The sequence below is a fragment of the Pacificibacter maritimus genome, assembly GCF_003814915.1.
GTDB lineage: Bacteria > Pseudomonadota > Alphaproteobacteria > Rhodobacterales > Rhodobacteraceae > Celeribacter > Celeribacter maritimus.
In genome coordinates, this window is record NZ_RKQK01000003.1 from 129,956 (window position 1) to 152,219 (window position 22,264).

22 protein-coding genes are annotated in these 22,264 nt (G+C 52.8%); 10 read left to right on the forward strand and 12 right to left on the reverse strand.

Features of this window, described 5'->3' with window-relative positions:
- Positions 1-3: 3 nt before the first annotated feature.
- The gene (locus tag EDD53_RS09935; protein WP_123793105.1) at positions 4-375 is read right to left on the reverse strand and encodes a hypothetical protein; all 372 of its coding nucleotides are present in this window, start codon (positions 373-375) and stop codon (positions 4-6) included.
- 52 nt (positions 376-427) lie between these two features.
- Here EDD53_RS09935 and EDD53_RS09940 point away from each other — a divergent pair, with 52 nt between their 5' ends.
- The 3 genes from EDD53_RS09940 to EDD53_RS09950 all read left to right on the forward strand — a co-directional run bounded on the left by EDD53_RS09940 (position 428) and on the right by EDD53_RS09950 (position 3,010).
- Positions 428-1,213, forward strand: a complete 786-nt coding sequence (locus EDD53_RS09940) for an alpha/beta fold hydrolase (RefSeq protein ID WP_123793394.1) — start codon at positions 428-430, stop codon at positions 1,211-1,213.
- Between the two features lie 150 nt (positions 1,214-1,363).
- Positions 1,364-1,708, forward strand: coding sequence for a type II toxin-antitoxin system Phd/YefM family antitoxin (locus EDD53_RS09945; RefSeq protein ID WP_123793106.1), 345 nt, complete (start codon positions 1,364-1,366; stop codon positions 1,706-1,708).
- A 414-nt stretch (positions 1,709-2,122) separates the two neighbouring features.
- The gene (locus EDD53_RS09950; protein ID WP_123793107.1) at positions 2,123-3,010 is read left to right on the forward strand and encodes an FRG domain-containing protein; all 888 of its coding nucleotides are present in this window, start codon (positions 2,123-2,125) and stop codon (positions 3,008-3,010) included.
- Between the two features lie 206 nt (positions 3,011-3,216).
- Here EDD53_RS09950 and lepA read toward each other — a convergent pair whose 3' ends face one another.
- The gene (gene lepA, locus EDD53_RS09955; RefSeq protein ID WP_123793108.1) at positions 3,217-5,016 is read right to left on the reverse strand and encodes a translation elongation factor 4; all 1,800 of its coding nucleotides are present in this window, start codon (positions 5,014-5,016) and stop codon (positions 3,217-3,219) included.
- 145 nt (positions 5,017-5,161) lie between these two features.
- Here lepA and EDD53_RS09960 point away from each other — a divergent pair, with 145 nt between their 5' ends.
- The 4 genes from EDD53_RS09960 to EDD53_RS09975 all read left to right on the forward strand — a co-directional run bounded on the left by EDD53_RS09960 (position 5,162) and on the right by EDD53_RS09975 (position 7,571).
- Positions 5,162-5,365, forward strand: coding sequence for a hypothetical protein (locus EDD53_RS09960; protein ID WP_123793109.1), 204 nt, complete (start codon positions 5,162-5,164; stop codon positions 5,363-5,365).
- Between the two features lie 440 nt (positions 5,366-5,805).
- Positions 5,806-6,123 carry a hypothetical protein gene (locus EDD53_RS09965; protein ID WP_123793110.1) on the forward strand — a complete coding sequence of 106 codons (318 nt, stop codon included), beginning with the start codon at positions 5,806-5,808 and terminating at the stop codon, positions 6,121-6,123.
- Complete coding sequence (locus EDD53_RS09970; protein ID WP_123793111.1) at positions 6,124-6,879, forward strand: DUF4336 domain-containing protein; 756 nt, start codon at positions 6,124-6,126, stop codon at positions 6,877-6,879.
- Positions 6,876-7,571 carry an NAD-dependent deacylase gene (locus EDD53_RS09975; protein ID WP_123793112.1) on the forward strand — a complete coding sequence of 232 codons (696 nt, stop codon included), beginning with the start codon at positions 6,876-6,878 and terminating at the stop codon, positions 7,569-7,571. The genes EDD53_RS09970 and EDD53_RS09975 overlap by 4 nt, the downstream gene beginning before the upstream one ends.
- 55 nt (positions 7,572-7,626) lie before the next feature.
- On the opposite strand, the gene EDD53_RS09980 is transcribed toward EDD53_RS09975, so the two are convergent.
- The 5 genes from EDD53_RS09980 to meaB all read right to left on the reverse strand — a co-directional run bounded on the left by EDD53_RS09980 (position 7,627) and on the right by meaB (position 11,740).
- Complete coding sequence (locus tag EDD53_RS09980) at positions 7,627-8,121, reverse strand: copper chaperone PCu(A)C (RefSeq protein ID WP_123793113.1); 495 nt, start codon at positions 8,119-8,121, stop codon at positions 7,627-7,629.
- Positions 8,122-8,170: 49 nt separating this feature from the next.
- On the reverse strand, positions 8,171-8,518 hold the full coding sequence (locus EDD53_RS09985; RefSeq protein WP_123793114.1) for a hypothetical protein: 348 nt from the start codon (positions 8,516-8,518) through the stop codon (positions 8,171-8,173).
- A gap of 76 nt (positions 8,519-8,594) precedes the next feature.
- Positions 8,595-9,860: a hypothetical protein gene (locus tag EDD53_RS09990; protein ID WP_123793115.1), complete on the reverse strand. Its 1,266-nt coding sequence runs from the start codon at positions 9,858-9,860 to the stop codon at positions 8,595-8,597.
- A 161-nt stretch (positions 9,861-10,021) separates the two neighbouring features.
- Positions 10,022-10,309, reverse strand: coding sequence for a 50S ribosomal protein L28 (gene rpmB, locus EDD53_RS09995; RefSeq protein ID WP_123793116.1), 288 nt, complete (start codon positions 10,307-10,309; stop codon positions 10,022-10,024).
- Between the two features lie 420 nt (positions 10,310-10,729).
- Positions 10,730-11,740: a methylmalonyl Co-A mutase-associated GTPase MeaB gene (meaB, locus tag EDD53_RS10000; protein ID WP_123793117.1), complete on the reverse strand. Its 1,011-nt coding sequence runs from the start codon at positions 11,738-11,740 to the stop codon at positions 10,730-10,732.
- A gap of 120 nt (positions 11,741-11,860) precedes the next feature.
- On the opposite strand from meaB, the gene hrpB reads away from it, so the two are divergent.
- Positions 11,861-14,290: an ATP-dependent helicase HrpB gene (gene hrpB / locus EDD53_RS10005; protein ID WP_123793118.1), complete on the forward strand. Its 2,430-nt coding sequence runs from the start codon at positions 11,861-11,863 to the stop codon at positions 14,288-14,290.
- Between the two features lie 161 nt (positions 14,291-14,451).
- Here the strand turns inward: hrpB and gndA are convergent, their stop codons facing one another.
- Positions 14,452-15,879: an NADP-dependent phosphogluconate dehydrogenase gene (gene gndA, locus EDD53_RS10010; protein ID WP_123793119.1), complete on the reverse strand. Its 1,428-nt coding sequence runs from the start codon at positions 15,877-15,879 to the stop codon at positions 14,452-14,454.
- Between the two features lie 300 nt (positions 15,880-16,179).
- On the opposite strand from gndA, the gene EDD53_RS10015 reads away from it, so the two are divergent.
- On the forward strand, positions 16,180-16,593 hold the full coding sequence (locus EDD53_RS10015; RefSeq protein WP_342772312.1) for an NUDIX hydrolase: 414 nt from the start codon (positions 16,180-16,182) through the stop codon (positions 16,591-16,593).
- A gap of 270 nt (positions 16,594-16,863) precedes the next feature.
- On the forward strand, positions 16,864-18,342 hold the full coding sequence (locus EDD53_RS10020) for an inorganic phosphate transporter (protein ID WP_123793121.1): 1,479 nt from the start codon (positions 16,864-16,866) through the stop codon (positions 18,340-18,342).
- Positions 18,343-18,420: 78 nt separating this feature from the next.
- Here the strand turns inward: EDD53_RS10020 and argF are convergent, their stop codons facing one another.
- From argF to EDD53_RS10040, 4 genes are all read right to left on the reverse strand, one after another.
- Positions 18,421-19,344, reverse strand: a complete 924-nt coding sequence (gene argF, locus EDD53_RS10025) for an ornithine carbamoyltransferase (protein ID WP_123793122.1) — start codon at positions 19,342-19,344, stop codon at positions 18,421-18,423.
- 43 nt (positions 19,345-19,387) lie between these two features.
- Positions 19,388-19,873, reverse strand: a complete 486-nt coding sequence (locus EDD53_RS10030; protein WP_170162738.1) for a GNAT family N-acetyltransferase — start codon at positions 19,871-19,873, stop codon at positions 19,388-19,390.
- Positions 19,866-21,044 (reverse strand): aspartate aminotransferase family protein, encoded by a 1,179-nt coding sequence (locus EDD53_RS10035; RefSeq protein ID WP_123793124.1) that lies wholly within the window; start codon positions 21,042-21,044, stop codon positions 19,866-19,868. The genes EDD53_RS10030 and EDD53_RS10035 overlap by 8 nt, the downstream gene beginning before the upstream one ends.
- Before the next feature lie 297 nt (positions 21,045-21,341).
- Positions 21,342-22,202, reverse strand: coding sequence for a trypsin-like serine peptidase (locus EDD53_RS10040; protein ID WP_123793125.1), 861 nt, complete (start codon positions 22,200-22,202; stop codon positions 21,342-21,344).
- Between the last annotated feature and the right edge of the window lie 62 nt (positions 22,203-22,264).

Genomic DNA, 22,264 nt, shown 5'->3' on the forward strand with positions numbered 1-22,264 from the left:
TTTTTATAGAATACCACGCCAGACCAAAATCGTGATGACGGCGGCAAAAATCACAATCGCGATCACACTCACTAAGGCGAGAAAATCCAAAAACCGCCCCATGCGACGCTTCACGGGATCAATGCCTTCCAAGTATTTCGTCAGGTTTCGCGCGGCACGACGTGCCGCTGGTTTACGCATCTGCTGTGCAAGCTTTGGGTGCGATTCCATTGTGATAGCGGAAACAACCACCTGACCATCCCGACGCGCCCAGCGTGGCAAACTGCGCCCAGCCTTGGCCAGTTTCTCTTCAAATCCACGTCCTGACCGAATGCCTAAACGGTCCGTCAAAAGCGCGGCAAGGTGTTCGGCCTGTTGCGTGATACTGTTTTCCATAAATGCATTTTAGGGGGTTTTCGTGACGCCGCCAAGCTTGTATCACAGAGCTATGCTGAACACTGTATTTTCGGGGCAACCCACTGATAAAACACCGCTTTTAATCGTGCACGGTCTCTTTGGCTCTGCGCGCAACTGGGGTGTGATCGCCAAGCGCATGTCCGCAGATCGACAAGTCATTGCGGTCGATATGCGCAATCACGGCGCAAGCTTTCGTGACAATTCAATGGCTTACCAAGATTTAGCCGATGATTTGGCTGAGGTTTTACAAGCCCACGGCGCCCCAGAATCTGAGGGCGGCACACATGTCTTGGGCCATTCCATGGGCGGCAAGGCGACGATGATGCTGGCTTTAACCCACCCTGAATTGGTTAAGTCATTGATTGTGGCTGACATTTCTCCGGTCGCCTATGAGCACACCAACAAACCGTTGATTGATGCAATGCAAGCTTTGGACCTGTCCAAAGTTGAAAAACGATCCGACGCGGATGCGCTTTTGGCCGAGGATATTTTCGACGATGGCGTGCGGGCGTTTTTGCTGCAAAGCCTTGTTGTTAAAGATAAAAAATGGCTTTTAAACCTGCAAGTTTTAGAAGATGAAATGCCCAAAATTGTTGGATGGCCTGACGATGTCACGGGCACTTATGACAAAGACACGCTGTTTTTGTCAGGCGAAGAAAGCTCATATGTCTCGCGCGATCATCGAAAAGCAACTAAAGGCCTGTTTCCAAAGGCAAAATTCGCATCCTTACCCGACACAGGCCATTGGCTTCACGCGGAAAAACCACGCGAATTTGAAGCGGCCCTGACCGTTTGGTTGTCGCGTTACGACGATTGAATTCTAGCCTCTCGGCTCTCCCCGAAGCGTACGCTGAGGTGGGGAATGTTTTAAAGTTTTGCACGACATTAAGGCGCAGGCTGGCAATAGTTTAACGCTTTGGCCCCTGCCCACTTTACATGTTTGCAAGATTTTTGAGGGGCTTTTGCCATGGACTACATCACCGTCAAAACCACCGACTTTCGCCCGCGCCTGACAGAGCTGTTGGATCGGGTCGAAAAAGGCGAAGCGCAAGTGATCCTAAAACGCTACGGCCGCGCGCGGGCGGCGCTGATCAGCTTTGACGATCTGTTTCGAATTTGGGACGCCGTGGCCGAAGAAGTGGATGGACCTGTCGACCCCAAAACCGGCCGCAACTTGGGCCAAGATCACCCCGAAGTGAAACAACAACTGGCCCAAGAGCAAGCCGACCGCGAGGCCTATCGGGCCTTGGGGCTGGATGAGAGGTGGAATTCTTTTTGGGCTTGGGTGCGGTCTTTGCATAGCAAAGACTAAACGACGTGGGGCGTCGTTTAGAGCACCCAAGCGCGTTCGCACACCTGCGAACGCTGGTTTAGGCACGCACCGCTGATGCCAAACGCTACGGTGATACCGTAGTCTAACGCCATATGACCTTGGCGGGCGGTTCATTAGGGATGAGCGTCGTTAAAAAACGCTGCGGGGCAGCGTTTTAGAAGCGAACGGGTTTGTGCAAACAAACACGATACGCAGGTCTCAAAGGTTTCGCATGTGCGACCTAGGCGCACGGTCAATTAGGAAATGCAAGGACAGCGCGCGACCCTGGGTGGGTGCTTTAGCGCCCTCCCGTGGAGAGGGTCGGGCGCTGGCCGACTTTCGGCCAAGGGCTTGCTTATCACAACATCCGACGATTAACTCACGAGAAGCCCTTTTCCAAAGTGAGACTATTTTATGCCGCGTCATATCACCAGCCTTGAAGGTTTTTTTCGAAAACTATCAAAAATTACTGAAGAGCAACCAAATCAGACCTTTGTATTTAGGGGCCACGGCAAGAAAACATTTGAGGCGAGACCATCCGTGCTAAGGGTAAAAAACCACAAGAAAAACGAACATCTACTTTTCCGTCAATTACTTGCGCGACATCCTCAAGAGTTTATAACAGACACTTCGACTTTTGATAGGTTGGTTCGGGCTCAACACTATGGGATTCCCACCAGACTGTTAGATGTAACAAATAATCCTCTGGTGGCGTTGTTTTTTGCTGTTTCGAGCCATTCATCAGATGTTGGGTCAGTTCTTGCCATGCGTCCTAACCTGAGTAAACAGAAATACTTTGATAGTGACGCAGTTTCAATTTTAGCGAGCTTAAGTCTATTAAACACAGCGGAAAAAGAAACAATTAGAGAACATCTAATGCGTTGCAAGAGCGAAGAAACAGAGAGACGTGACTTTCAAGATACCCTGTCAACAACGGATAAGGAGTGCATAGAGAAGTTCAACGAGCACGAAGCAGTTAAAAAATTAATTCAGTTTGTCAGACACGAAAAATCAGATTTCAGGCCAATTATTGACCCATTAGACTTAGTAAGAACCATTTCGGTTATTCCAAAACGCCTACATCAGCGGATCGAAGCGCAAGATGGAGCTTTTCTCGTTTTTGGAATTGATGTTCCTCCGTCAGCGAAAATTGCAAATGACATTCCCTATGACAAAATTGCAATTGCCCCAACTTCAAAAAACAGAATTTTGAAGGAGTTAGCGCTCTTGGGCATATCCGAACAAGACCTTTTTCCAGACATCGAAAGGTCAGCCAAGGCAATCACTAAAAGGTATTCCTAAAAACCGCCCCAGTTCCCAAAGCCCCCACCGCTCTCGCCCATTTTTCTTTGAAAAATAGGCTGCCACGGCAGGGTCTTGCGCGGTTGTGCGGGCCTGAGATGGATCCGTTCCTTAAAAGCGCCGCGCGTTCTCGCGTATTTTTCTTTGAAAAATAAGCTGCCACGCGCAGCACTTTCGTTCATCTTTGAGCAGGCTCAACGTTGAACTTAATCATCCATTTTCAAGGCGTTAATAAACGCCTGCTGCGGGATCTCCACGCGGCCGAACTGGCGCATTTTCTTTTTACCTTTTTTCTGCTTCTCCAGCAGTTTCTTCTTACGCGTTGCATCGCCGCCGTAACATTTGGCGGTCACGTCTTTGCGCAGGGCGGCGAGGGTCTCGCGGGCGATGACTTTGCCGCCGATGGCCGCTTGGATCGGGATTTTGAACATGTGACGCGGGATGAGGTCTTTGAGCTTTTCACACATGCCACGGCCGCGGGCTTCGGCGCGGTGACGGTGGACCATTGTGGAAAGCGCATCGACGGGTTCTTCGTTGACGAGGATCGACATTTTGACCAATTCGTCTTGCTGGTAATCGGTCATCACATAATCGAAAGAGGCGTAACCCTTTGTTACCGATTTTAGGCGATCATAGAAATCGAACACCACTTCGTTGAGCGGCAGATCGTAGACGACCATGGCACGGGAGCCGGCATATGTCAGGTCGATTTGCACGCCGCGACGGTCTTGGCAAAGCTTCAGGACGTCACCGAGGTATTCGTCGGGCACCATGATGGTGGCCTTGATACGCGGTTCTTGGATGTGATCGACATAGGTCATGTCGGGCATGTCAGCGGGGTTGTGCAGCTCGACCATCGTACCGTCTTTCATATGTACGTGGTAGATCACGGAAGGCGCTGTGGTGATCAGATCGATGTCGTATTCGCGCTCTAGGCGGTCGCGGATCACTTCGAGGTGCAAGAGGCCGAGGAAGCCACAGCGAAAGCCAAAGCCAAGCGCGGCAGAGGTTTCCATTTCCGAACTAAAGGACGCGTCATTGAGCGCCAGTTTTTCGATGGCATTGCGCAGGTCTTCGAATTCGGCGCTATCAACGGGGAACAAGCCACAGAACACCACAGGCTGGGCAGGTTTAAAGCCTGGCAAAGGTTCTGCGGTTTGCTTTTTGTCATGAGTGATCGTGTCGCCCACACGCGTGTCGCGCACCTGTTTGATCGAGGCGGTGAAAATACCGATTTCACCCGGCCCAAGTTCAGCGATATCCACCATCTGGGGTTTGAGAACCGAAAGCTTATCAATGCCATAGGTGGCGCCTGCGCGCATCATGCGGATCTTGTCGCCTTTTTTGATCGTGCCATCAATGACGCGGATCATGACGACAACGCCCAAATAGGCATCGTACCAACTGTCCACCAGCATCGCTTTGAGCGGCGCATCGCGGTCGCCTTTTGGGGCAGGCAGGCGCGTGACAATGGCTTCCAAAACGTCAGGAATGCCCAAGCCGGTTTTGGCCGAAATTTCCACCGCGTCAGAGGCGTCGATGCCAATCACGTCTTCGATATTCTTGCGCACGCGTTCGGGTTCTGCTGCGGGCAGATCGATTTTGTTGAGCACAGGCACGATTTCATGATCCGCGTCCAAGGCGTGATAGACATTGGCCAAGGTTTGCGCCTCAACCCCTTGCGAGGCATCCACAACCAACAACGATCCCTCGACCGCCTGCATAGAGCGCGAGACCTCGTAGGCGAAATCCACGTGACCGGGGGTGTCGATGAGGTTCAAAATATAGGTCTCGCCGTCCTGCGCCTTGTATTCGATGCGCACAGAGTTGGCCTTGATCGTGATCCCACGCTCGCGCTCGATATCCATTGAATCAAGCATTTGCGCCTTCATATCGCGGTCGGCCACTGTGTTTGTGGATTGGATCAACCGATCCGCCAAGGTCGATTTCCCATGGTCGATATGCGCCACGATAGAGAAGTTACGGATCAGATTTAAATCGGTCATTTTTACAAGGCCCAGATGCGAGATTTAGCCTGTGTCTATGGGGGGAAATGATGGATTTGTAAAGACGGGAAGCACTCCAACAGACTCTTTGCAAGCCTGCAACTAACATGCGTATCGTTCAGAAATTTGAAAAGCCGAAAAATCAATGCATGAAGCAGCAGGTCAATTGAATACAGCTGAAAATATTGAAAATTTTCTGGATCAAGAAAGGGACAAAACAGATCTCCTTCCTGCGGGAAAACTTGCCATTTCATATGAAAGCGCACAGGCAGAATCCCAGTCTAATCTCTCAGACAAGCGCAGATATGATTTTGGAAAATTTATCGAAGATCGAAGCCAGATTGCGTGACATTTCATGCGAGAAGTTGTGCGAGGGCACAATAAGACTGATCGCAATGGGATTAGGTCTTCGTTGGCAAACCGAACATTCTCGTCTTCAACTGCGACAGGTCCCTAAATAGGTATTTGGAACAATGGATTAAATTTCGGCGAAAAGCGGAACGCCTTCCAAGAAGGTCGGGGCAATAATTGCATTACTCAGCTATCCGATGTCTCTGTGAGCTGCCGCTGAATTGTTCAACGAATATTCCCTGTCCCCCACATCCGAGTCGGGAAGGATCCAACCATTTAGGCACCGCGTCGAGCGAATAGGCAATCCTCGGCCAGTTGTCTGATTTTTGCGAACAGTCGAAATTGAAATCCAAAAACAAATCTGGCATAGTTCTCCACAGGTTCAACCAAAACACGACCCCGCACAAAGACGGGGCGGTTTGGCGTAAAGGCAGAGATATGAAAAAGACAGTTTTGATTTTGGCGGCCTCCATGGCGCTTACAGGCCCAGTGATGATCCCAACGACGGCTTCAGCAGGCGTGATTGAGCGGGCGTGCAACGCCTCTGACCGCAAGGCGGCGACGCGTGCGCTATGTGGCTGCATCCAGCAAGCCGCTGATATGACATTGAAAAATCGTGATCAGCGCCGTGCGGCAAAGTTCTTTAAAGACCCGCATAAGGCGCAAGAAACCCGCCAAGCGGATGGATCAGCCAATGAAGCCTTTTGGAAGCGTTACAAAAATTTCGGTTCAACGGCCACGCAGTATTGCAGCTAAATGAATGCGTTATACGAACCTCTGGGCACTTTAAAGCAAATCGGCCCAGAGATTTGGATCGCAGATGGCCCGCCGGTACAGCTTTACGGTGTGGGCTTTCCCACACGTATGACGGTGATCCGTATCGGCAAGGGCACGCGTGACTGTGGGCTTTGGGTGCATTCGCCCATAGCGATTGATGCGGAATTGCAAACTGAGCTTGAGGCCCTTGGCCCTGTGCGCTGGCTGATCGGGCCAAATCCGTTGCATTACGTATCGCTAAACGCGTGGAAAAAGCGCTTTCCTGAAGCGGATGTTTTTGCAGCCCCTGGCGTGCTTAAACGTGCGAAAAAGAACAACATTACAGTGCCGCCCCATGAGGTTTTGACCGATGACGCCCCGCGGGGTTGGCGCGTTTCTATCCGTCAGCGCATTGTCCACGGGCATCGTTTTTTGCATGAGGCAGTGTTTTATCACGAATTGTCGAACACTTTGATTTTGACCGATTTGATAGAAAACTTTGAGCCGCATAAGGTGGGAAAATTTAAGGCATTTTTGTTCAAACTGGCTGGCACTGCGGACCCTGATGGCAAAGCGCCGATCGACATGCGGATGACCTTTAAAGATCCCAAAGCCGCAAAACTTGTGATTGATGAGTTGATATCATGGGCGCCAAAGCAGATCATCATATCGCATGGGCGGTGGTACCGCGAAAATGGGGCCACGGAATTGAAACGGGCCTTTCGTTGGCTTGAACCAAAGGTCAAAAAATCATGACTGGCGCAATATTTATATTATCAGGTGCGGGGCTGTCTGCAGAAAGTGGTTTGCGCACCTTTCGTGCCGCAGATGGTTTGTGGGAGGATCACCGCGTCGAAGACGTGGCCACGCCTGAAGCCTTTGAGCGCGATCCAGACTTGGTGCAGCGGTTTTATAATGAACGGCGCAAGCAAGCAGGCAAGGCTGCGCCGAATGCGGCCCATAAAGCTCTGGCAAGATTGCAAAAAAACCATTCAGATCCCGTATACTTGGTGACGCAAAATGTGGATGATCTACTCGAACGCGGCGGTGCCGATCAGGTTATTCACATGCATGGCGGCGTGATGGATGCGCTTTGTGCGGCCTGCGCCCATCGTTGGCCGGCGCCTGATGTCATGCAGGTCAGCGACCCCTGCCCCTCTTGCGGCGCGCCCAAAACGCGCCCTGACATCGTGTGGTTTGGCGAAATTCCATACCACATGGATATCATTCAAGATGCGTTAGAAGACAGTGATCTGTTTGTGTCGATCGGCACGTCTGGCACGGTTTATCCAGCGGCTGGCTTTGGCCAAATGGCGCGGCAATTGGGAATCCGCACGCTAGAGCTGAACTTAGAGGCATCGAACGCGCCATTTGACGAGGTCATTGAAGGCCGCGCCAGCGAAATTGTACCCGCTTGGGTGGAGAAGATTCTCGCGCCTTCAAAATAGAAAACGCCCCCCGCGAAACGGAAGGCGCTGTGCACAGATCAAAGAGGCGAAACCTCTAATGATCCATTTTGGAATGATCGACAGAGCCCGCATCTGATTTCATCGCGCCGTGATCATCGCTGCGCGCCAAATCAACGGGAATGGTCACCGTGACCTCGCCTGCCTGTTCAAAAGTCAGCGTCACATCAAATGTTTCGCCCTGCACCATCGGCGTGTTGAGCCCCATGAACATCACGTGATCGGCACCGCGCTGCAAGGCATGCACGCCCATGGCTGGCACTTCAATACCGTCTTTGACTTCGCGCATTTTCATCACGCCGTCGTCTTCGATATGGGTGTGCAATTCGACAAGTTTCGCCATATCAGAGCTGGCCGACAGCAAACGATCCGCAGTATCGCCCGTATTTTCGATCACGAAAAACGCTGCACCTGATTTGGCCGAAGGACCAGAGGAACGCGCATATGCGTCTGAAATGGTGATATCTGCAAAGGCTGGAACTGCAAGAGAGAGAGCCGCGAGGCCGCCCAAAAGGGTAGATTTAAGAAACATGGTCTAATCCTGAAAATGAAGTGAGAGTCGTTTGAGAAAGGTTGAATTCTCAGACAGCGGGCGGCCCACGGGCCACGTTTATCACTTTATTTACAATAGCTTGTGCAGAAAATTGGCGGGGGAATTCCAAGTCTTGAGCACGGTAAGACGCTTTGGGTACAACTGCATCACCATCGACAAATGCCAAAGTCCCGAGCGCACAGTCAGGGCAATAATGCGCTTTGCCGATCGGTTGGCCCTGTGTGTCCATCAAGACCGTCACAGGCCCCATGCCAGTACATAAAACCATCTGCCCTGCAGCGTCGCGCGCCACACCGCGCGCGGTTGCCATCGCGCCAGATGTCGCAATCATGAGCGCGGCAAGAACAAAGGCCAATATGGGTGATTTAAAACGCATAGGCGTCTTCATACTGCAAAACGTCAGTGATGGAAAAGCGACAATTTGAACCTATGCACCCAAAGGCAAAAACGCGCTAAAAGTCGCGCAAATAGAATGCAAAATCAGCGGGCTGACTGTCAGAGGTCAAGGCGCCCGCGTGGCACCCCAAACAGGTGCCTTGGCCCTCGGTTTGCAAAAAACTTTCCATGGTCACGTTGGAAACATAGCGGGGCAATTCTCCGTGCTCGAATAACGGGTTTTTTTGCGCGCCGCGCCACTGAGCCGAGATCAATTGATAGTTTTCCAGCACAGTTCCAGCCAATTTTTGTTGCCATTTGGCATTGGTGTTCTGCGTGGGTTCAAAGATTTCCCAACACCGCGTCACTTGGCTTGCGGGTAATTTAGCACCTTTCGGGCCACGCGCATGGGGCCAATTTTCATGCCAGATCAACACATCGGAATAGGGCATATTCAGCACACAATCGGGACAATCAGGATCATATAAAAGCGGCTGTGACCTGCGCGATACGACGGTATTATCGACGGGGCAGCCCTCGGCAAACAGCGTTTTAGAGAAGACAGAATTGATTTTGCGCGCAGCACTTGATGTGGGGGCGGTGTTCTTGTGTTCGAAAGTAGACCAAATCCATTCATCGCCATTGCCCGAGGCGACTTTGGCGACAATATGCAAGCCAATCAGACCAAAAAGGCCCTCAATACAAAGCGCCTCACCTGTGGCGGAACCACTTGGCGCAATATAAATCGCCCCGCGCGCGGTGATAAAATTGGGATCATCGTCTTGCAACATGATCCACGCGCTTTTGAGATGCACAGAGGGGCGCATATCGGGCGTGCCTCCGCGTGGAAAGTTGATATCGAGTGTGCTGGCCCTTGCCAAATAGTCGGCAGCGGTTGCATTGATCCGAGTTTCATAGACAACGGGCTGACCATTTTGTGCAATTAAAACAGTGCCATCGGCCTGCCGAATATCAGTGAACCGCAATGGTCCAGGCGCGTTCGCACATTGCGCGCCAGCCGGATCGCGCCCCACCACTTTGTCAGCGCGCATGAAATCTTGCCACTGATCAGGGCCCGCTTTGCCGCTGTAATCTTGCCAATTTAGGGCTGTGAAGGCTTTCCAACCGAAAGCGTCAAAGGGCGACTGCACCCCTTTGGCGACGATCATATATTCAAAATTGCGCGCAAACTCTGGCTGATCATAGGGAAACTCAGGACAAAGCGCGTCGAATGGCGCGACAGCGCAAAACCGGTCGGCGTCCGCGTCTTGGGCTTCACCGCCCATGCTCATAAGGGCCAAGCAAACCGCAAAGCTCGCTAAATATGATAGGATCACTTTCATGTTCTTATCAGACCCATTGCCTGCGTTTCTGTCAACGTTTGTACAGGGGCAGATCCTTGGGACGGATATGATGAAACGCGGAGTAGGCAAAAGAAAAACCCCCGCTCAGCTTAGGCTGGCGAGGGTTTAATCTGTAAAGACGTCCGAAAGGATCGGAAAGCTTAAGCGGCTGCTTGTGCTTTCGCGATGTCTTTTTTGATTTTCAATGCGTTTGCAGAGAGCTCTTCGTCTTTGGCTTTCGCCAAGAACGCGTCAAAACCACCACGGTGATCGACAGAGCGCAGCGCAGCTGCAGAGATTTTCAATTTAAATGTGCGACCGAGAGCTTCCGACATCAGCGACACGTCGTTGAGGTTCGGAAGAAAACGGCGGCGTGTACGGTTTTTAGCGTGGCTGACATTGTTGCCAGTCATTGGGCCTTTACCAGTCAATTCGCAGCGGCGTGCCATGGGCTTATCCTCGTTTGGTACCAAGACGCGGCGCGCCCCAGCTATTGCTCTAATCTATATTATTCGCGCCCGTATGACGGTTTAACAACAAAGGTGCAAGACCCAAGCAGGCAAACCAGATCAAAAAGGCTGAATTCTACAGAGAAAGGCACCCCAAAAGAGTGGCGCCCGAAATTCAGTTTCGCGTGGATAGGAGGAATCGAAAGAGTCGTCAAGTCTGGACATCCCAGTGAGGGCGCTTTTGCGGTGAATTCCTGTTTTTTTGGCGCAACTGGGCATGTTACCCCGTTCATGCCCCCCCTCGCCGGCTCTGTTTGCTGCGTTGATATGCGCCTTAAGCAGAATCGATTCTATGGCATAGGGCTGTCACTGTGGCTTGAGCGGCAGCGAAGCTTATCACGCCGCACGCAATGCGCAGCGTCACGTGTTGGCATCATTTATAGGTGCGCTTCGCAAACTGGCCAAGGCCAATTGCGCGGCACGGCTTGGGCTCATATCCCCTTGGCCCACCTTTTCAGCCAAATCGATAATTTTTTGCTTATAAGGATCGCGCTCCAATTGCGCCAAAAACCCATTGCGAATGTCTTGCGCAAACCAATAGCGCGCTTGATCTGCACGGGTTTTGACAAACAAGCCCTGCGATTTGCGCCAAGTGACAAGGTGCTGGATGTCCTCCCAAGCCTCGGGCAGACCTGTGTCTTGAAGCGCTGAGACACAGGCGGCTTTGGGGAACCCATCGGGGTCTTGGGCGCGTTTGCGCAACAGGTGCAAAGCCCCAGCATAATCAGCGCACGTGCGTTGCGCAGCCGCCGCAAGATCGCCATCGGCTTTATTGATCAAAATCAGATCAGCCATTTCCATGATGCCCCGTTTGACCCCCTGCAATTCATCGCCCCCCGCAGGCGCAAGAAGCAGGGTGAAGACATCACACATCTGCGCCACAACAGTTTCTGATTGGCCGACCCCAACGGTTTCGATCAATATAATGTCGTAGCCTGCTGCTTCGCATAGCATTGCCGCCTCACGCGTGCGCCGCGCCACCCCGCCCAGTTCAGTTTGCGAAGGTGAGGGTCTGATATAGGCATTTGGTTCACGGGTCAGGCGCTCCATTCGGGTTTTATCGCCCAAGATGGATCCGCCTGTGCGCGCAGAAGACGGATCAATCGCAAGCACGGCCACTTTCAGGCCCTGCGCAACTAACATCATCCCGAAGCTTTCGATAAAAGTGGATTTGCCAACGCCCGGCGTGCCTGAAAGCCCTAAACGTAGAGCTTCACGATTTGAATTTTGCAGCAAATCAAGCAAAGCCAAGGCTTTGATGCGATGATCGTCGCGCCCGCTTTCGATCAAAGTAATGGCCTGCGCCAAGGCACGTCTATCGCCTGCAAGCACCTTATCAGCCATGGCTTGGATCACAGTTTGCGTCGTCATTCTCGTTGCTCACATATTTTAAAGTCGCTCAAAGACTTTGCGCCGAGCAACAAGGCTCTGTCCAGTCGCAAGCCCACAAACGCCTCTTTTCGTCCTGTCCAGCTTAGACCATAAAGAGCTATGACCCAAAAGACACCCCAGCTAGAATTGCCCATCGATGATGTGATGCCCGACCTTTTCAGCGCTGTTACGGCCCATGGCCAAGCTGTTCTGATGGCCCCACCTGGTGCGGGGAAGACAACGCGCGTGCCTTTGGCTTTGCTGCCTGTGATTTCTGGCAAAATCATCATGCTGGAACCCCGCCGATTGGCAACACGCTCTGCGGCTGAACGGATGGCTGATACATTGGGCGAACCCGTGGGACAGACTGTTGGCTATAGAATGCGTGGAGCGCACAAATCCAACAAAAACACACGTATCGAGGTTGTGACAGAAGGCATACTTACACGAATGCTACAAAATGACCCCGAACTGACGGGCATCGGCGCGGTGATTTTTGATGAATTTCACGAACGCTCTTTGGCTGCTGATTTGGGGTTGGCCTTGATCTGTGAAGTCAGGTCTGCATTGCGCGAAGATCTGGCTTTGATCGTCATGTCAGCCACATTGGATGCAACCCCTGTCGCAGAGCTTTTGGGCGGCGCACCGATTGTGCGCTCCGAAGGGCGCGCCTTTCCCGTTGAAACCCGTTGGCTCGACACGCCCGTGAAAAAAACACAGCGTTTTGAACAGGCCATAGCAGATCTGATCATCGATGCTGTCACCAAAGAAAGCGGGTCGGCCTTGGCATTTCTGCCAGGCGAAGGCGAAATCCGACGCGTTGAACAAGCCTTGGCTGGGCGTGTTCCAAAAGACTGTGCGATCCGTCCCTTATATGGCGCGATGAAATTCGACGCCCAGCGCGCGGCCATCGCGCCTTGCGCCACAGGACGCAAAATCGTGTTGGCCACATCCATCGCCGAAACATCGCTTACGATCGAAGATGTGCGCATCGTCGTTGATGGTGGCAAAGCCCGCCGTGCACGATTTGATGCGGCCTCAGGCATGTCACGTTTGGTCACCGAACGCGCCTCAAAGGCGGAATGCGAACAACGCAAAGGTCGCGCAGGTCGCGTGGCCGAAGGGGTGTGTTTCAGACTTTGGACCAAAGGCGAAGAAGGCGCTTTGCCGCAATTTGCCCCTGCCGAAATCGAAGCCGCTGACCTGAGCGGGCTGGCTTTGGAACTGGCTCTTTGGGGGGCCTCCGAAGAAGATTTGAATTTTCTCACACCGCCCCCACAAGGCCAATTGGCTGAAGCCCGCAACCTGTTGCGCGGCTTAGGCGCTTTGGACTCTATGGGGCGCATAACCGACCACGGGCGTAAGATTTCCGACATGCCAGTGCATCCCAGACTTGCACATATGCTACAGATATCTGGGGAAAATGGCGCAAATTTAGCCGCAATCTTGAACGAACGCGATCCTATGCGTGGCGCGGGCGTTGATCTGTCATTGCGCATAAAAGCCCTAAGCAAGCCAGACAACCGCGCGGATCGCGGCGCCATAGAGCGCATCAAAACCGAAGCAAAGCGTTTGCGCAAAGGCTTACCCCAAGGCGCGCAAATGTCCTTGGGCGAACTTGCGGCGCAAGCCTACCCTGACCGCATCGGCATGCGCCGCAAGGGGGATCAGGCACGCTATATTCTATCGGGCGGCAAAGGGGCTGTCATGGATGATGGCGATGCTTTGGCGGGCGAAGCATTGATCGTTGTGACCGATACAGATGGGGCCGCGCGCGATGCAAAAATCAGACAAGCCGTGCGCATCACGCAAAGCGAGTTGCGGGGCTTATACGACGACCAAATAGCTTGGCATGACATATGTCACTGGGACAAACGCAGCCGCCGCGTGGCGACCTATAATCGCGAAATGTTTGGCGCTTTGGTCTTGGATGAACGCCCGTGGCACGATGCGCCCGACGATGCGATTGCCAAAGCGGCGTTGGATGGGCTGCGCCAGATCGGCCTGCCTTGGACAGATGCTGCCAAACGCTTTGCTGCCCGCGTGGCATTGATGTCGGATGACTATCCAGACATGACCGAACCCGCTTTGATGGCCCATTTGGAAGACTGGCTTTTGCCCTATCTTCGCGGGGCGAAAACCGAAAGCGCATTGCGCGGCTTGGATATCACCGAAGCCTTGCGCAATATGTTGGACTGGTCGCAGATGCAGCGTTTAGACCATGCAGTGCCCGCAACATTTAAAAGCCCTATGGGACGCAATCTTGCGATTGATTATTCGGGTGAGCATCCGCAAGTGACCGCGCGCATTCAAGAAATGTTTGGCACCACCGTGCACCCAACGGTTGGACCGCATCATGTGCCTTTAAAGGTCACGTTGACATCGCCAGCCCATCGCCCCTTGCAGGTCACGATGGATATCCCGAATTTTTGGAAAACGTCTTATGCGGATGTGAGAAAAGACATGCGCGGGCAATATCCACGTCACCCTTGGCCAGAAGACCCCACGGTTGCGGATCCGACCTTGCGCGCGAAGCGGCGCGGCACGTGAGTTTAAGGATTTGTAAAAGACTGTGACACCTCGCCGACCCGAATGTGACACAGCGTTTACCTTTTACTGGGATATATGACAGGGCTTTAACCACATTTTCATATAAAAAAAGACGCGCAGATTTGCCCTGCGCGCCTTTAAATTATGCCGTGATGGTGCGCTTAGCTATGCGCGATGTCTGAGGCCCATGGGCCGTGCTGATCGGTCTCGCCTGTATCAATACGCACGAAGCCATGTGCGCCAAAGAAGTCACGTTGACCTTGAACCAAATCCGTTGTGCCGCGACCTTGGCGCATCGTGTCGAAATAGGCCAAAGCCGCCGCAAATGCAGGCACAGGCAAGCCTTGCAAAGCAGCAGAGGCAACAACACGGCGCAAAGCTGAGGAACCTTCGACCAGACGTTGCGCAAAACGTGGTGAGAAGATCAAATTGCCTTGGGGCAAGCCTTCGCGAACGGCTGATGCCATTTCATCGAGCATCGTGGATCTGATGATGCAGCCCTCGCGCCACACTTCGGCACAGCTGGCCAAATCCAGATTCCAGTCATATTCATCAGAGGCCGCAGACAGCAAGTTAAGACCCTGATCATAAGCGATAATTTTTGCGGCCAAGAGCGCTTTTTCCAGATCGTCATCGGAAATTTTAGCGGCGCCTTTTTCAGGCTCAAGCTCAGCAAACAGGGCTTCGCCCGCGATCCGCGTATCCTTAACCGATGACCAAGACCGCGCGGCAACAGCAGCCTCAATGGTAGATGGCGATTGACCCAAGGAAAGCGCTTCGATTGCGGTCCAACGGCCTGTGCCTTTTTGACCCGCTTTGTCGACGATGATATCGACAATGGGTTGGCCTGATTTTTCATCAATGGTCTGCAAAACCTTACCTGATATTTCAACCAGATAGGATTGCAGCTGGCCTTTGTCCCATGTTTCAAACAATTTGCCGATATCGGCAGCAGAGCGGCCAGCCCCATCGCGCAACACACCGTAAACTTCGGCGATCATCTGCATATCTGCGTATTCGATACCGTTGTGCACGGTCTTTACAAAATGGCCTGCGCCATCGGGACCAAAGTGATCAGCACAGGGCGTGCCATGGTGTTTGGCTGAAATCGCTTCAAGAATGTCACGAATAACTTCGAATGATTTTTTGTCACCGCCAACCATAATGCTTGGACCGTGGCGCGCGCCTTCTTCTCCACCAGAAACGCCCATGCCAATAAAATTAAGGCCCAGTTTAGAAAGCTCGGCTTCGCGGCGGCGCGTGTCGTGGAAATTCGCATTGCCAGCGTCAATGATCATATCGCCTTTGTCCAACAAGGGCGTCAAGCTGTCGATCACGGAATCCACCGCAGCGCCTGCTTGTACCATGATAATAATTGCACGCGGTGTGCTGAGCGAGGCAACGAGGTCTTCTAGGGTTTTGGCTGGGAAAAGCTGCTGTGCCAAATCGCCTGCAGACGCAACATAGTCATCGGTGACGGAGCCTGTGCGGTTATATACGGCAATAGGAAATCCTTTTTCCGCGATGTTTAGCGATAGGTTCGCCCCCATTACACCCAAACCGATCAGGCCGATGCGCGCTTGTGCCATCTGTATCTCACTTTCCTAGTTGGATTTGTGACGCGCTCAGGGCGCGCCACCTAAATTGCGGGCATTGTTATCCTATGGAATTTGGGAATGCCATGCTCAGACAATCACGAATTGTGGATAAAACCGCCAATTCACATGGCCCGAAGCCCCCCAATAGGTGGCGTGACTTGGATAAAATGGCACAAAACATTGATTCTTTTGATCAAGACCGCTATATTTAACGAAATAATAAGACGTCAGGCATAATAATTTCCTATGGTTAACTTTTTAAAAAACGCTTGGTCAAGCGTCATACACCCCATGATCCGCCGCCCCAATCGGGTGCAATCCGCAGCTTTGTGTTACCGTAAAGGGGCGCAGGGCAAAGAAGTGTTGTTGATTACATCACGCGAACGCGGGCGCTGGATTTTACCAAAAGGCTGGCCCATCAACGGGCTCGACGGCGCAGGCACAGCCGCGCAAGAAGCATGGGAAGAAGCAGGTGTTAAGCCCGCGAAAGTAAACAAGAAATCAGTAGGTCAGTTTCATTACGAAAAAACCTTGGGCAACGGTGCATCCGCCCCTGTCGAGGCAAATGTATATTCGATAGAGGTTGATAAACTGGAAAAAGCCTATCCTGAGGTAAGCGAACGCAAGCGTAACTGGATGCCTGCCGCCAAAGCGGCTGAACTTGTGGAAGAACCAGAGTTGAAAGCCATTTTACGCGATTTCTAGCGTCAAGACTTTTCCCTATTCTGAACACCAATCTGGCATAAGATCCGCAGGCATATCTGCGACCAGCGGGTCTTTTTTGCGGTGCGACCAGCCAGTGTCACATTGACGAAAAAGCGTTGCATTTTCCGAAAATCGATGTGCCCTTGCGTCAGTTGACGGCGATAAATCCGTATATAAGCGTGCTCCCCCTGCAAAAAGGTTGATCCAAGGCCTACAATTCGATAGCGCTGCGCGAAATGTAACAGATTTGCAAACATCAAGGACGGTCTCATGAGTGAGCCTAAAGGCAACCAGTGGAAAACACTGGACAAAGACCTCAACCGCATCAGTCAATTTGAATATGCACAAAACTATGTCGCGCGCCCCATGGTGGGACTGGGCGTCGCTTTGGCCTTTATCGTCATCGCAGCTTTGGTCGCGGGACTGGTTTTTGGCAGCCAACCTGGCTCAATGATCATCGTGGCCGCTGCCGCATTGGGCGCTTATATGGCGATCAATATCGGCGCAAATGACGTGGCCAACAACATGGGGCCCGCGGTGGGCGCGAAAGCCCTGACCATGGGCGGAGCGATTGTAATCGCAGCACTATGTGAAAGTGCGGGCGCGCTTTTGGCTGGTGGCGATGTGGTATCGACCATTTCCAAGGGAATTATCGATCCCTCAGCTATGGCTGAAACGCGGATTTTCATCTGGGCAATGATGGCAGCTTTGTTATCTTCAGCGCTTTGGGTCAACTTGGCCACATGGATCGGCGCGCCTGTTTCGACAACCCATTCGGTGGTTGGCGGCGTCATGGGGGCTGGGATCGCAGCCGCTGGATTTGGCGCGGTGAACTGGGCCTCCATGAGCGCGATTGCTGCATCATGGGTGATTTCCCCGCTCTTGGGGGGATTAATCGCAGCGGGCTTTTTGGCTTTGATCAAAGCGAAAATCATCTACCAAGACGATAAAATCGCAGCCGCACGAAAATGGGTGCCCATTCTTGTGGGCATTATGATGGGCGCATTCGCAGCTTATTTGGCAGTCAAAGGCCTAAAGCGCATCGTGAAAATCGACATTCCAACAGCGCTGTTGATCGGCGCGGGCGTGGGCGCGCTGGCATATGTGGCTTCTGCGCCTTTAATCCGCAAGCAATCCGAAGGCTTGGAAAACCGCAACAAATCGTTGAAAACCCTGTTTGGCCTCCCCTTGGTGATTTCTGCCGCGTTACTGTCTTTCGCCCATGGTGCCAATGATGTGGCCAATGCCGTCGGACCATTAGCGGCGATTGTACATGCGAATGAATTTGGTGAATTCGCGGGTAAAGTGAACATTCCCCAATGGGTGATGATCATCGGTGCCTTTGGGATTTCCTTTGGTCTGCTGTTGTTTGGGCCGAAGCTTATCCGCATGGTGGGCAGTCAGATCACAAAATTGAACCCGATGCGCGCCTATTGTGTGGCGCTGTCGGCGGCGATTACTGTGATTATTGCAAGCTGGCTGGGGTTGCCTGTTTCCTCCACGCATATCGCTGTCGGGGGTGTGTTTGGGGTTGGATTCTTTCGCGAATGGCATCTTGAGCGCCGCGCGCGTGCGTCAAACGCCAAAAAGCCGCCAGAAAAACGCATCGCCAAAGAAGAACGCCGTCGTCGCAAATTGGTGCGCAGATCGCATTTCATGACCATCATTGCGGCATGGGTCATCACGGTACCTGCGGCGGCGCTTTTGTCGGCAGTGGTCTTCTTTATGCTGACGGGCCTGTTTCACTAAGGCCTAGCGAATTGATAAAGAAGGGCGCTTAGAGATGAACTAAGCGCCCTTTTTTCTGCAACATACGACTGTTGATCCTTACGACACGCACCAGCCCATGATGGCTTTTTGCGCGTGCAGACGGTTTTCTGCTTCGTCGAAAATCACAGATTGCGGCCCATCCATCACTGCATTGGTCACTTCTTCACCGCGATGCGCAGGCAAGCAGTGCATGAACAGAGCATCAGAATTGGCTAGCCCCATCAGTTTGCGATCCACGCGGTAAGGGCGCAACATCGCATGGCGGCGTTCACGGGCAGATTGGCTGTCATGCATAGACATCCAAGTGTCTGCAACGATCAAATCAGCGCCTGCGACAGCTTTTTCCGCATTGCGTTCGATATCAATTTTCACGCCTTTTTTGCGCGCTTCATTGATAAAAACAGCTTCGGGATCAAGTTGGCTTGGCCCCGCAAAAGTCAGATCAAATCCGAACTGCCCTGCTGCGTGAATGAAAGAGGCCGCAACATTATTGCCATCGCCACACCACACAACTTTTTTGCCCGCGATAGGGCCGCGATGCTCTTCGAACGTCAAGATATCCGCCATGATTTGGCAAGGATGCGTCCGGTTGGTAAGCCCGTTGATAACAGGCACAGTGGCATATTCGGCCATTTCCAACAGGGTGGATTCTTCGAAGGTCCGGATCATGATCATATCAACATAGCGCGACAAAACGCGCGCCGTGTCAGCGATGCTTTCACCGTGACCAAGCTGCATATCCGCGCCTGACAGCACCATCGTTTGCCCGCCCATTTGGCGCACGCCCACGTCGAAAGACACGCGCGTGCGGGTCGATGGTTTTTCAAAGATCAGCGCGACCATTTTGCCATCAAGGGGCAGTTCCGCATCAAGCGCAGCTTTAGGTTTGCCCGAACGGGCCTCTTTGGTGGCGCGCGCCGTATCAATGATTTTGCGCAGGTCAGCTGCATCGGTGGTGTGTATATCAAGAAAGTGGTTCATAAACGTATCTTCTAATCTGTGTGTATGGCCAAAGGGCGCAGGATCAATGATGACGGGTTAGGACAAGAACGGGATCGCCGTCTTCACAAGCACAAAGTCGTCGCTCACCAAACCCAGCAGCCGCATAAGCGCGAATGGCACGGGTGTTCTTCGGGTCGGGGTCGACCGCCACCATAGGATAGTGGTCGAGCAAAATATCGCAGCGTGCTCTGAGATAGGCTTTGGCATGACCTTGCCCCAAAAAGGCAGGGTCCCCCAAAAACGTATCCACAGCCCGCGTGTCTTTGGGCAAGTCCGCGTATTGCGGTGCGTCAAAGGCATGGGCGTTATAGTCTTGGATATAGGCAATAGGCGTGCCGCCGTGTTCGACGATCCGCATATCAACGACGCCCTTGCCCATGTCTTCTTGCACAAGGCGCGCCTCGGTGCCGCTGTCGCCCCACCAGCCGCCCATATGAGGCTGATCGACCCAAGCTTTAAACATGGGTAGATCGTCCCGCGTGATGGGTCTGAAACTATAGTCAGCCATCGCCCGACACCTGTTGTGCAGCCGCATCAAGGCGTGCAACGGCCTCGGCGATGTCCTCGTCGCAGATATTCAAAGGCGGCAGCAAGCGCAGCACATTATCGGCGGCAGGCACGGTCAGCAATTCTTGCGCATAGGCGGCGTTGACCACATCGATGGGCGCGACCTTGCATTTGAGGCCCGCCATAAGCCCCTGCCCGCGCACGCTTTCAAACACGTCAGGATGCGCCGCAATCAGCCCCTCGAGCTTTTGCGACAAGAGTGCTGCTTTGCGGTTCACCTCATCCATAAAAGCAGACTCGGACACGATTTCCATGACTTTCAGGCCGACAGCGCAGCCCAAAGGATTGCCACCGTAAGTGGAGCCATGGGTGCCTGCAACCATGCCGCGGGCGGCGTCTTCAGTGGCCAAAAGTGCGCCTAAAGGAAAGCCCCCGCCCAAGCCTTTCGCCACCATCATGATATCAGGCGTGATGCCTGACCATTCATGGGCAAAAAGTTTGCCCGTGCGCGCGACACCGCATTGGACTTCATCGAAGATCAACAAGATGCCGTGCTCGTCGCACAGATCGCGCAAGCCTTTGAGGCATTGATCTGGCACAGGGCGAATGCCGCCTTCGCCTTGGATCGGCTCGATCATAACCGCCGCCGTTTTATCGTTGATCGCAGCTTTCACTGCGTTGTGATCGGCGAAAGGCACAGTGACAAATCCGGGCATCAACGGTCCAAAGCCAGCGGTCATCTTTTCAGAGCCAGAGGCCGCGATAGCGCCTGTGGAGCGCCCGTGAAAACAGCCCTCAAAGGTGATGATTTCGATGCGTTCTGCCTGACCTTTGGCGCTAAAATATTTTCGCGCCATTTTAATCGCCAACTCCGCAGTCTCTGTGCCTGAGTTGGTGAAAAAGCAGGTATCGGCGAAGGTTTCGACCACCAATTTGTCAGCCAATTTCTGTTGCGCTGGAATTTGATATAGGTTCGAGACATGCCACAAAGTATCGGCTTGATCTTTGAGCACCTGCGCCAATTCTGGGTTGGCATGGCCCAAGGTGTTCACAGCAATGCCCGCACCAAAGTCTAAAAAGCGTCGCCCGTCGGCCTCTATCAGCCAAGAGCCTTGACCCTGAACAAATGAAAGTGGCGCCCTGTTGTAGGTCGGGAGTACGGACGAAATCATACTATGGTCCTTAATGGTGTGATGCACGAATTGCGAAGTCCAATGGGTGGCCTGCACAGCTGTGTCTGTCAACGATTTCAGTTAAGATTTAGGGGATGCACGGCAATTTCGTGCGACATGTGCCGCAATCGGCACGGATAAACTAAGACGAAAGCGCTTGCGCGGCGTCCAATATCAGCGTCGTCGGGACTGAAAGTGATATTTGTGGTCTGAGTTCATAGGCGCTTCATAGACTTGGCTTGGCATGCTGTCAAAAGAATTATCAGGCGCCAGATTGGGGTAAATCTGGGCCGTGATTTACTTTGCCGAGACAAATTTCGACTTGCCGACAGATTTCGTGCTGCCCACTTGAATGCGGCGCGCAACAACAGGAACATCGCGCCGCATCGGTGCACCATTTGCAATTTCACGTTTCAGATCGGTGACCACATCAAGCAAACTCATGCCATGCCCAACAATGCGCCCGTTATGCGAAGACATGGACGAGACCACGGACACAATGCGCTTGCGCCCCCCGTCGAGCGCGAAAACAGGTGCGCCAGAGGACCCGAAAGTAATGTCGCAATCAAATGAATACAGTCCCTTTTGAGCCTCTAAAATATTGCAGGCCCGCTGCACTGACAAAGCATCATTGCGCCCGCGTCCATAAGAGGCGACAGCCAATTCCCCTTTGGAAATCAGAGACCTGTGCAGCAAAAACGGCTTTGCCAATGCATTGGGAATGGGCGTTGCCAGTTTGATCACTGCCACATCGCTGCGGATCATGGCACCTGTGATCTTCGCAGCATGGCGGTAGTCGGAATGCACTGCGATGCGCAAGCCTTTTGAGGAGGCGATAAAATCGCCATTGCGCAGACCTGCACGAAACATCACATCACTTGGGTCAATTTTGGTATTGTCGCTTTTGACCACACAATGCGCGGCTGTCAGCACCAAATCCGCTGCGATCAAAGCCCCTGAACAGGTGCCTTTGCCGCGCATATCAAGGCGCCCGACACCTTCCCAGCCGATCAGTTCGGCGCGCCGATCCAGACGATCCAGATCCTTGGCCAGACTGTCTGCTGCCCCTGCCATTTGTGGCCAAGAGAGGCCTAACAGGAACAAGACTGTGGTCAAAAACACCCCAAGCAAGGGCTTTGATTTACGATATTCAAACATAACGCGCAGAGAACCTTCATCACTTTAAAGGCCAGTCTGCGCGTGAAATCAGGCGAAAATGC

Excerpts from the sequence above, each read along its gene's own strand:
- EDD53_RS09935 (WP_123793105.1), bottom strand. The coding sequence starts at position 375 with ATGGAAAACAGTATCACGCAACAGGCCGAACACCTTGCCGCGCTTTTG.
- EDD53_RS09940 (WP_123793394.1), top strand. The coding sequence starts at position 428 with ATGCTGAACACTGTATTTTCGGGGCAACCCACTGATAAAACACCGCTT.
- EDD53_RS09945 (WP_123793106.1), top strand. The coding sequence starts at position 1,364 with ATGGACTACATCACCGTCAAAACCACCGACTTTCGCCCGCGCCTGACA.
- EDD53_RS09950 (WP_123793107.1), top strand. The coding sequence starts at position 2,123 with ATGCCGCGTCATATCACCAGCCTTGAAGGTTTTTTTCGAAAACTATCA.
- lepA (WP_123793108.1), bottom strand. The coding sequence starts at position 5,016 with ATGACCGATTTAAATCTGATCCGTAACTTCTCTATCGTGGCGCATATC.
- EDD53_RS09960 (WP_123793109.1), top strand. The coding sequence starts at position 5,162 with ATGCATGAAGCAGCAGGTCAATTGAATACAGCTGAAAATATTGAAAAT.
- EDD53_RS09965 (WP_123793110.1), top strand. The coding sequence starts at position 5,806 with ATGAAAAAGACAGTTTTGATTTTGGCGGCCTCCATGGCGCTTACAGGC.
- EDD53_RS09970 (WP_123793111.1), top strand. The coding sequence starts at position 6,124 with ATGAATGCGTTATACGAACCTCTGGGCACTTTAAAGCAAATCGGCCCA.
- EDD53_RS09975 (WP_123793112.1), top strand. The coding sequence starts at position 6,876 with ATGACTGGCGCAATATTTATATTATCAGGTGCGGGGCTGTCTGCAGAA.
- EDD53_RS09980 (WP_123793113.1), bottom strand. The coding sequence starts at position 8,121 with ATGTTTCTTAAATCTACCCTTTTGGGCGGCCTCGCGGCTCTCTCTCTT.
- EDD53_RS09985 (WP_123793114.1), bottom strand. The coding sequence starts at position 8,518 with ATGCGTTTTAAATCACCCATATTGGCCTTTGTTCTTGCCGCGCTCATG.
- EDD53_RS09990 (WP_123793115.1), bottom strand. The coding sequence starts at position 9,860 with ATGAAAGTGATCCTATCATATTTAGCGAGCTTTGCGGTTTGCTTGGCC.
- rpmB (WP_123793116.1), bottom strand. The coding sequence starts at position 10,309 with ATGGCACGCCGCTGCGAATTGACTGGTAAAGGCCCAATGACTGGCAAC.
- meaB (WP_123793117.1), bottom strand. The coding sequence starts at position 11,740 with ATGACGACGCAAACTGTGATCCAAGCCATGGCTGATAAGGTGCTTGCA.
- hrpB (WP_123793118.1), top strand. The coding sequence starts at position 11,861 with ATGACCCAAAAGACACCCCAGCTAGAATTGCCCATCGATGATGTGATG.
- gndA (WP_123793119.1), bottom strand. The coding sequence starts at position 15,879 with ATGGCACAAGCGCGCATCGGCCTGATCGGTTTGGGTGTAATGGGGGCG.
- EDD53_RS10015 (WP_342772312.1), top strand. The coding sequence starts at position 16,180 with ATGATCCGCCGCCCCAATCGGGTGCAATCCGCAGCTTTGTGTTACCGT.
- EDD53_RS10020 (WP_123793121.1), top strand. The coding sequence starts at position 16,864 with ATGAGTGAGCCTAAAGGCAACCAGTGGAAAACACTGGACAAAGACCTC.
- argF (WP_123793122.1), bottom strand. The coding sequence starts at position 19,344 with ATGAACCACTTTCTTGATATACACACCACCGATGCAGCTGACCTGCGC.
- EDD53_RS10030 (WP_170162738.1), bottom strand. The coding sequence starts at position 19,873 with ATGGCTGACTATAGTTTCAGACCCATCACGCGGGACGATCTACCCATG.
- EDD53_RS10035 (WP_123793124.1), bottom strand. The coding sequence starts at position 21,044 with ATGATTTCGTCCGTACTCCCGACCTACAACAGGGCGCCACTTTCATTT.
- EDD53_RS10040 (WP_123793125.1), bottom strand. The coding sequence starts at position 22,202 with ATGTTTGAATATCGTAAATCAAAGCCCTTGCTTGGGGTGTTTTTGACC.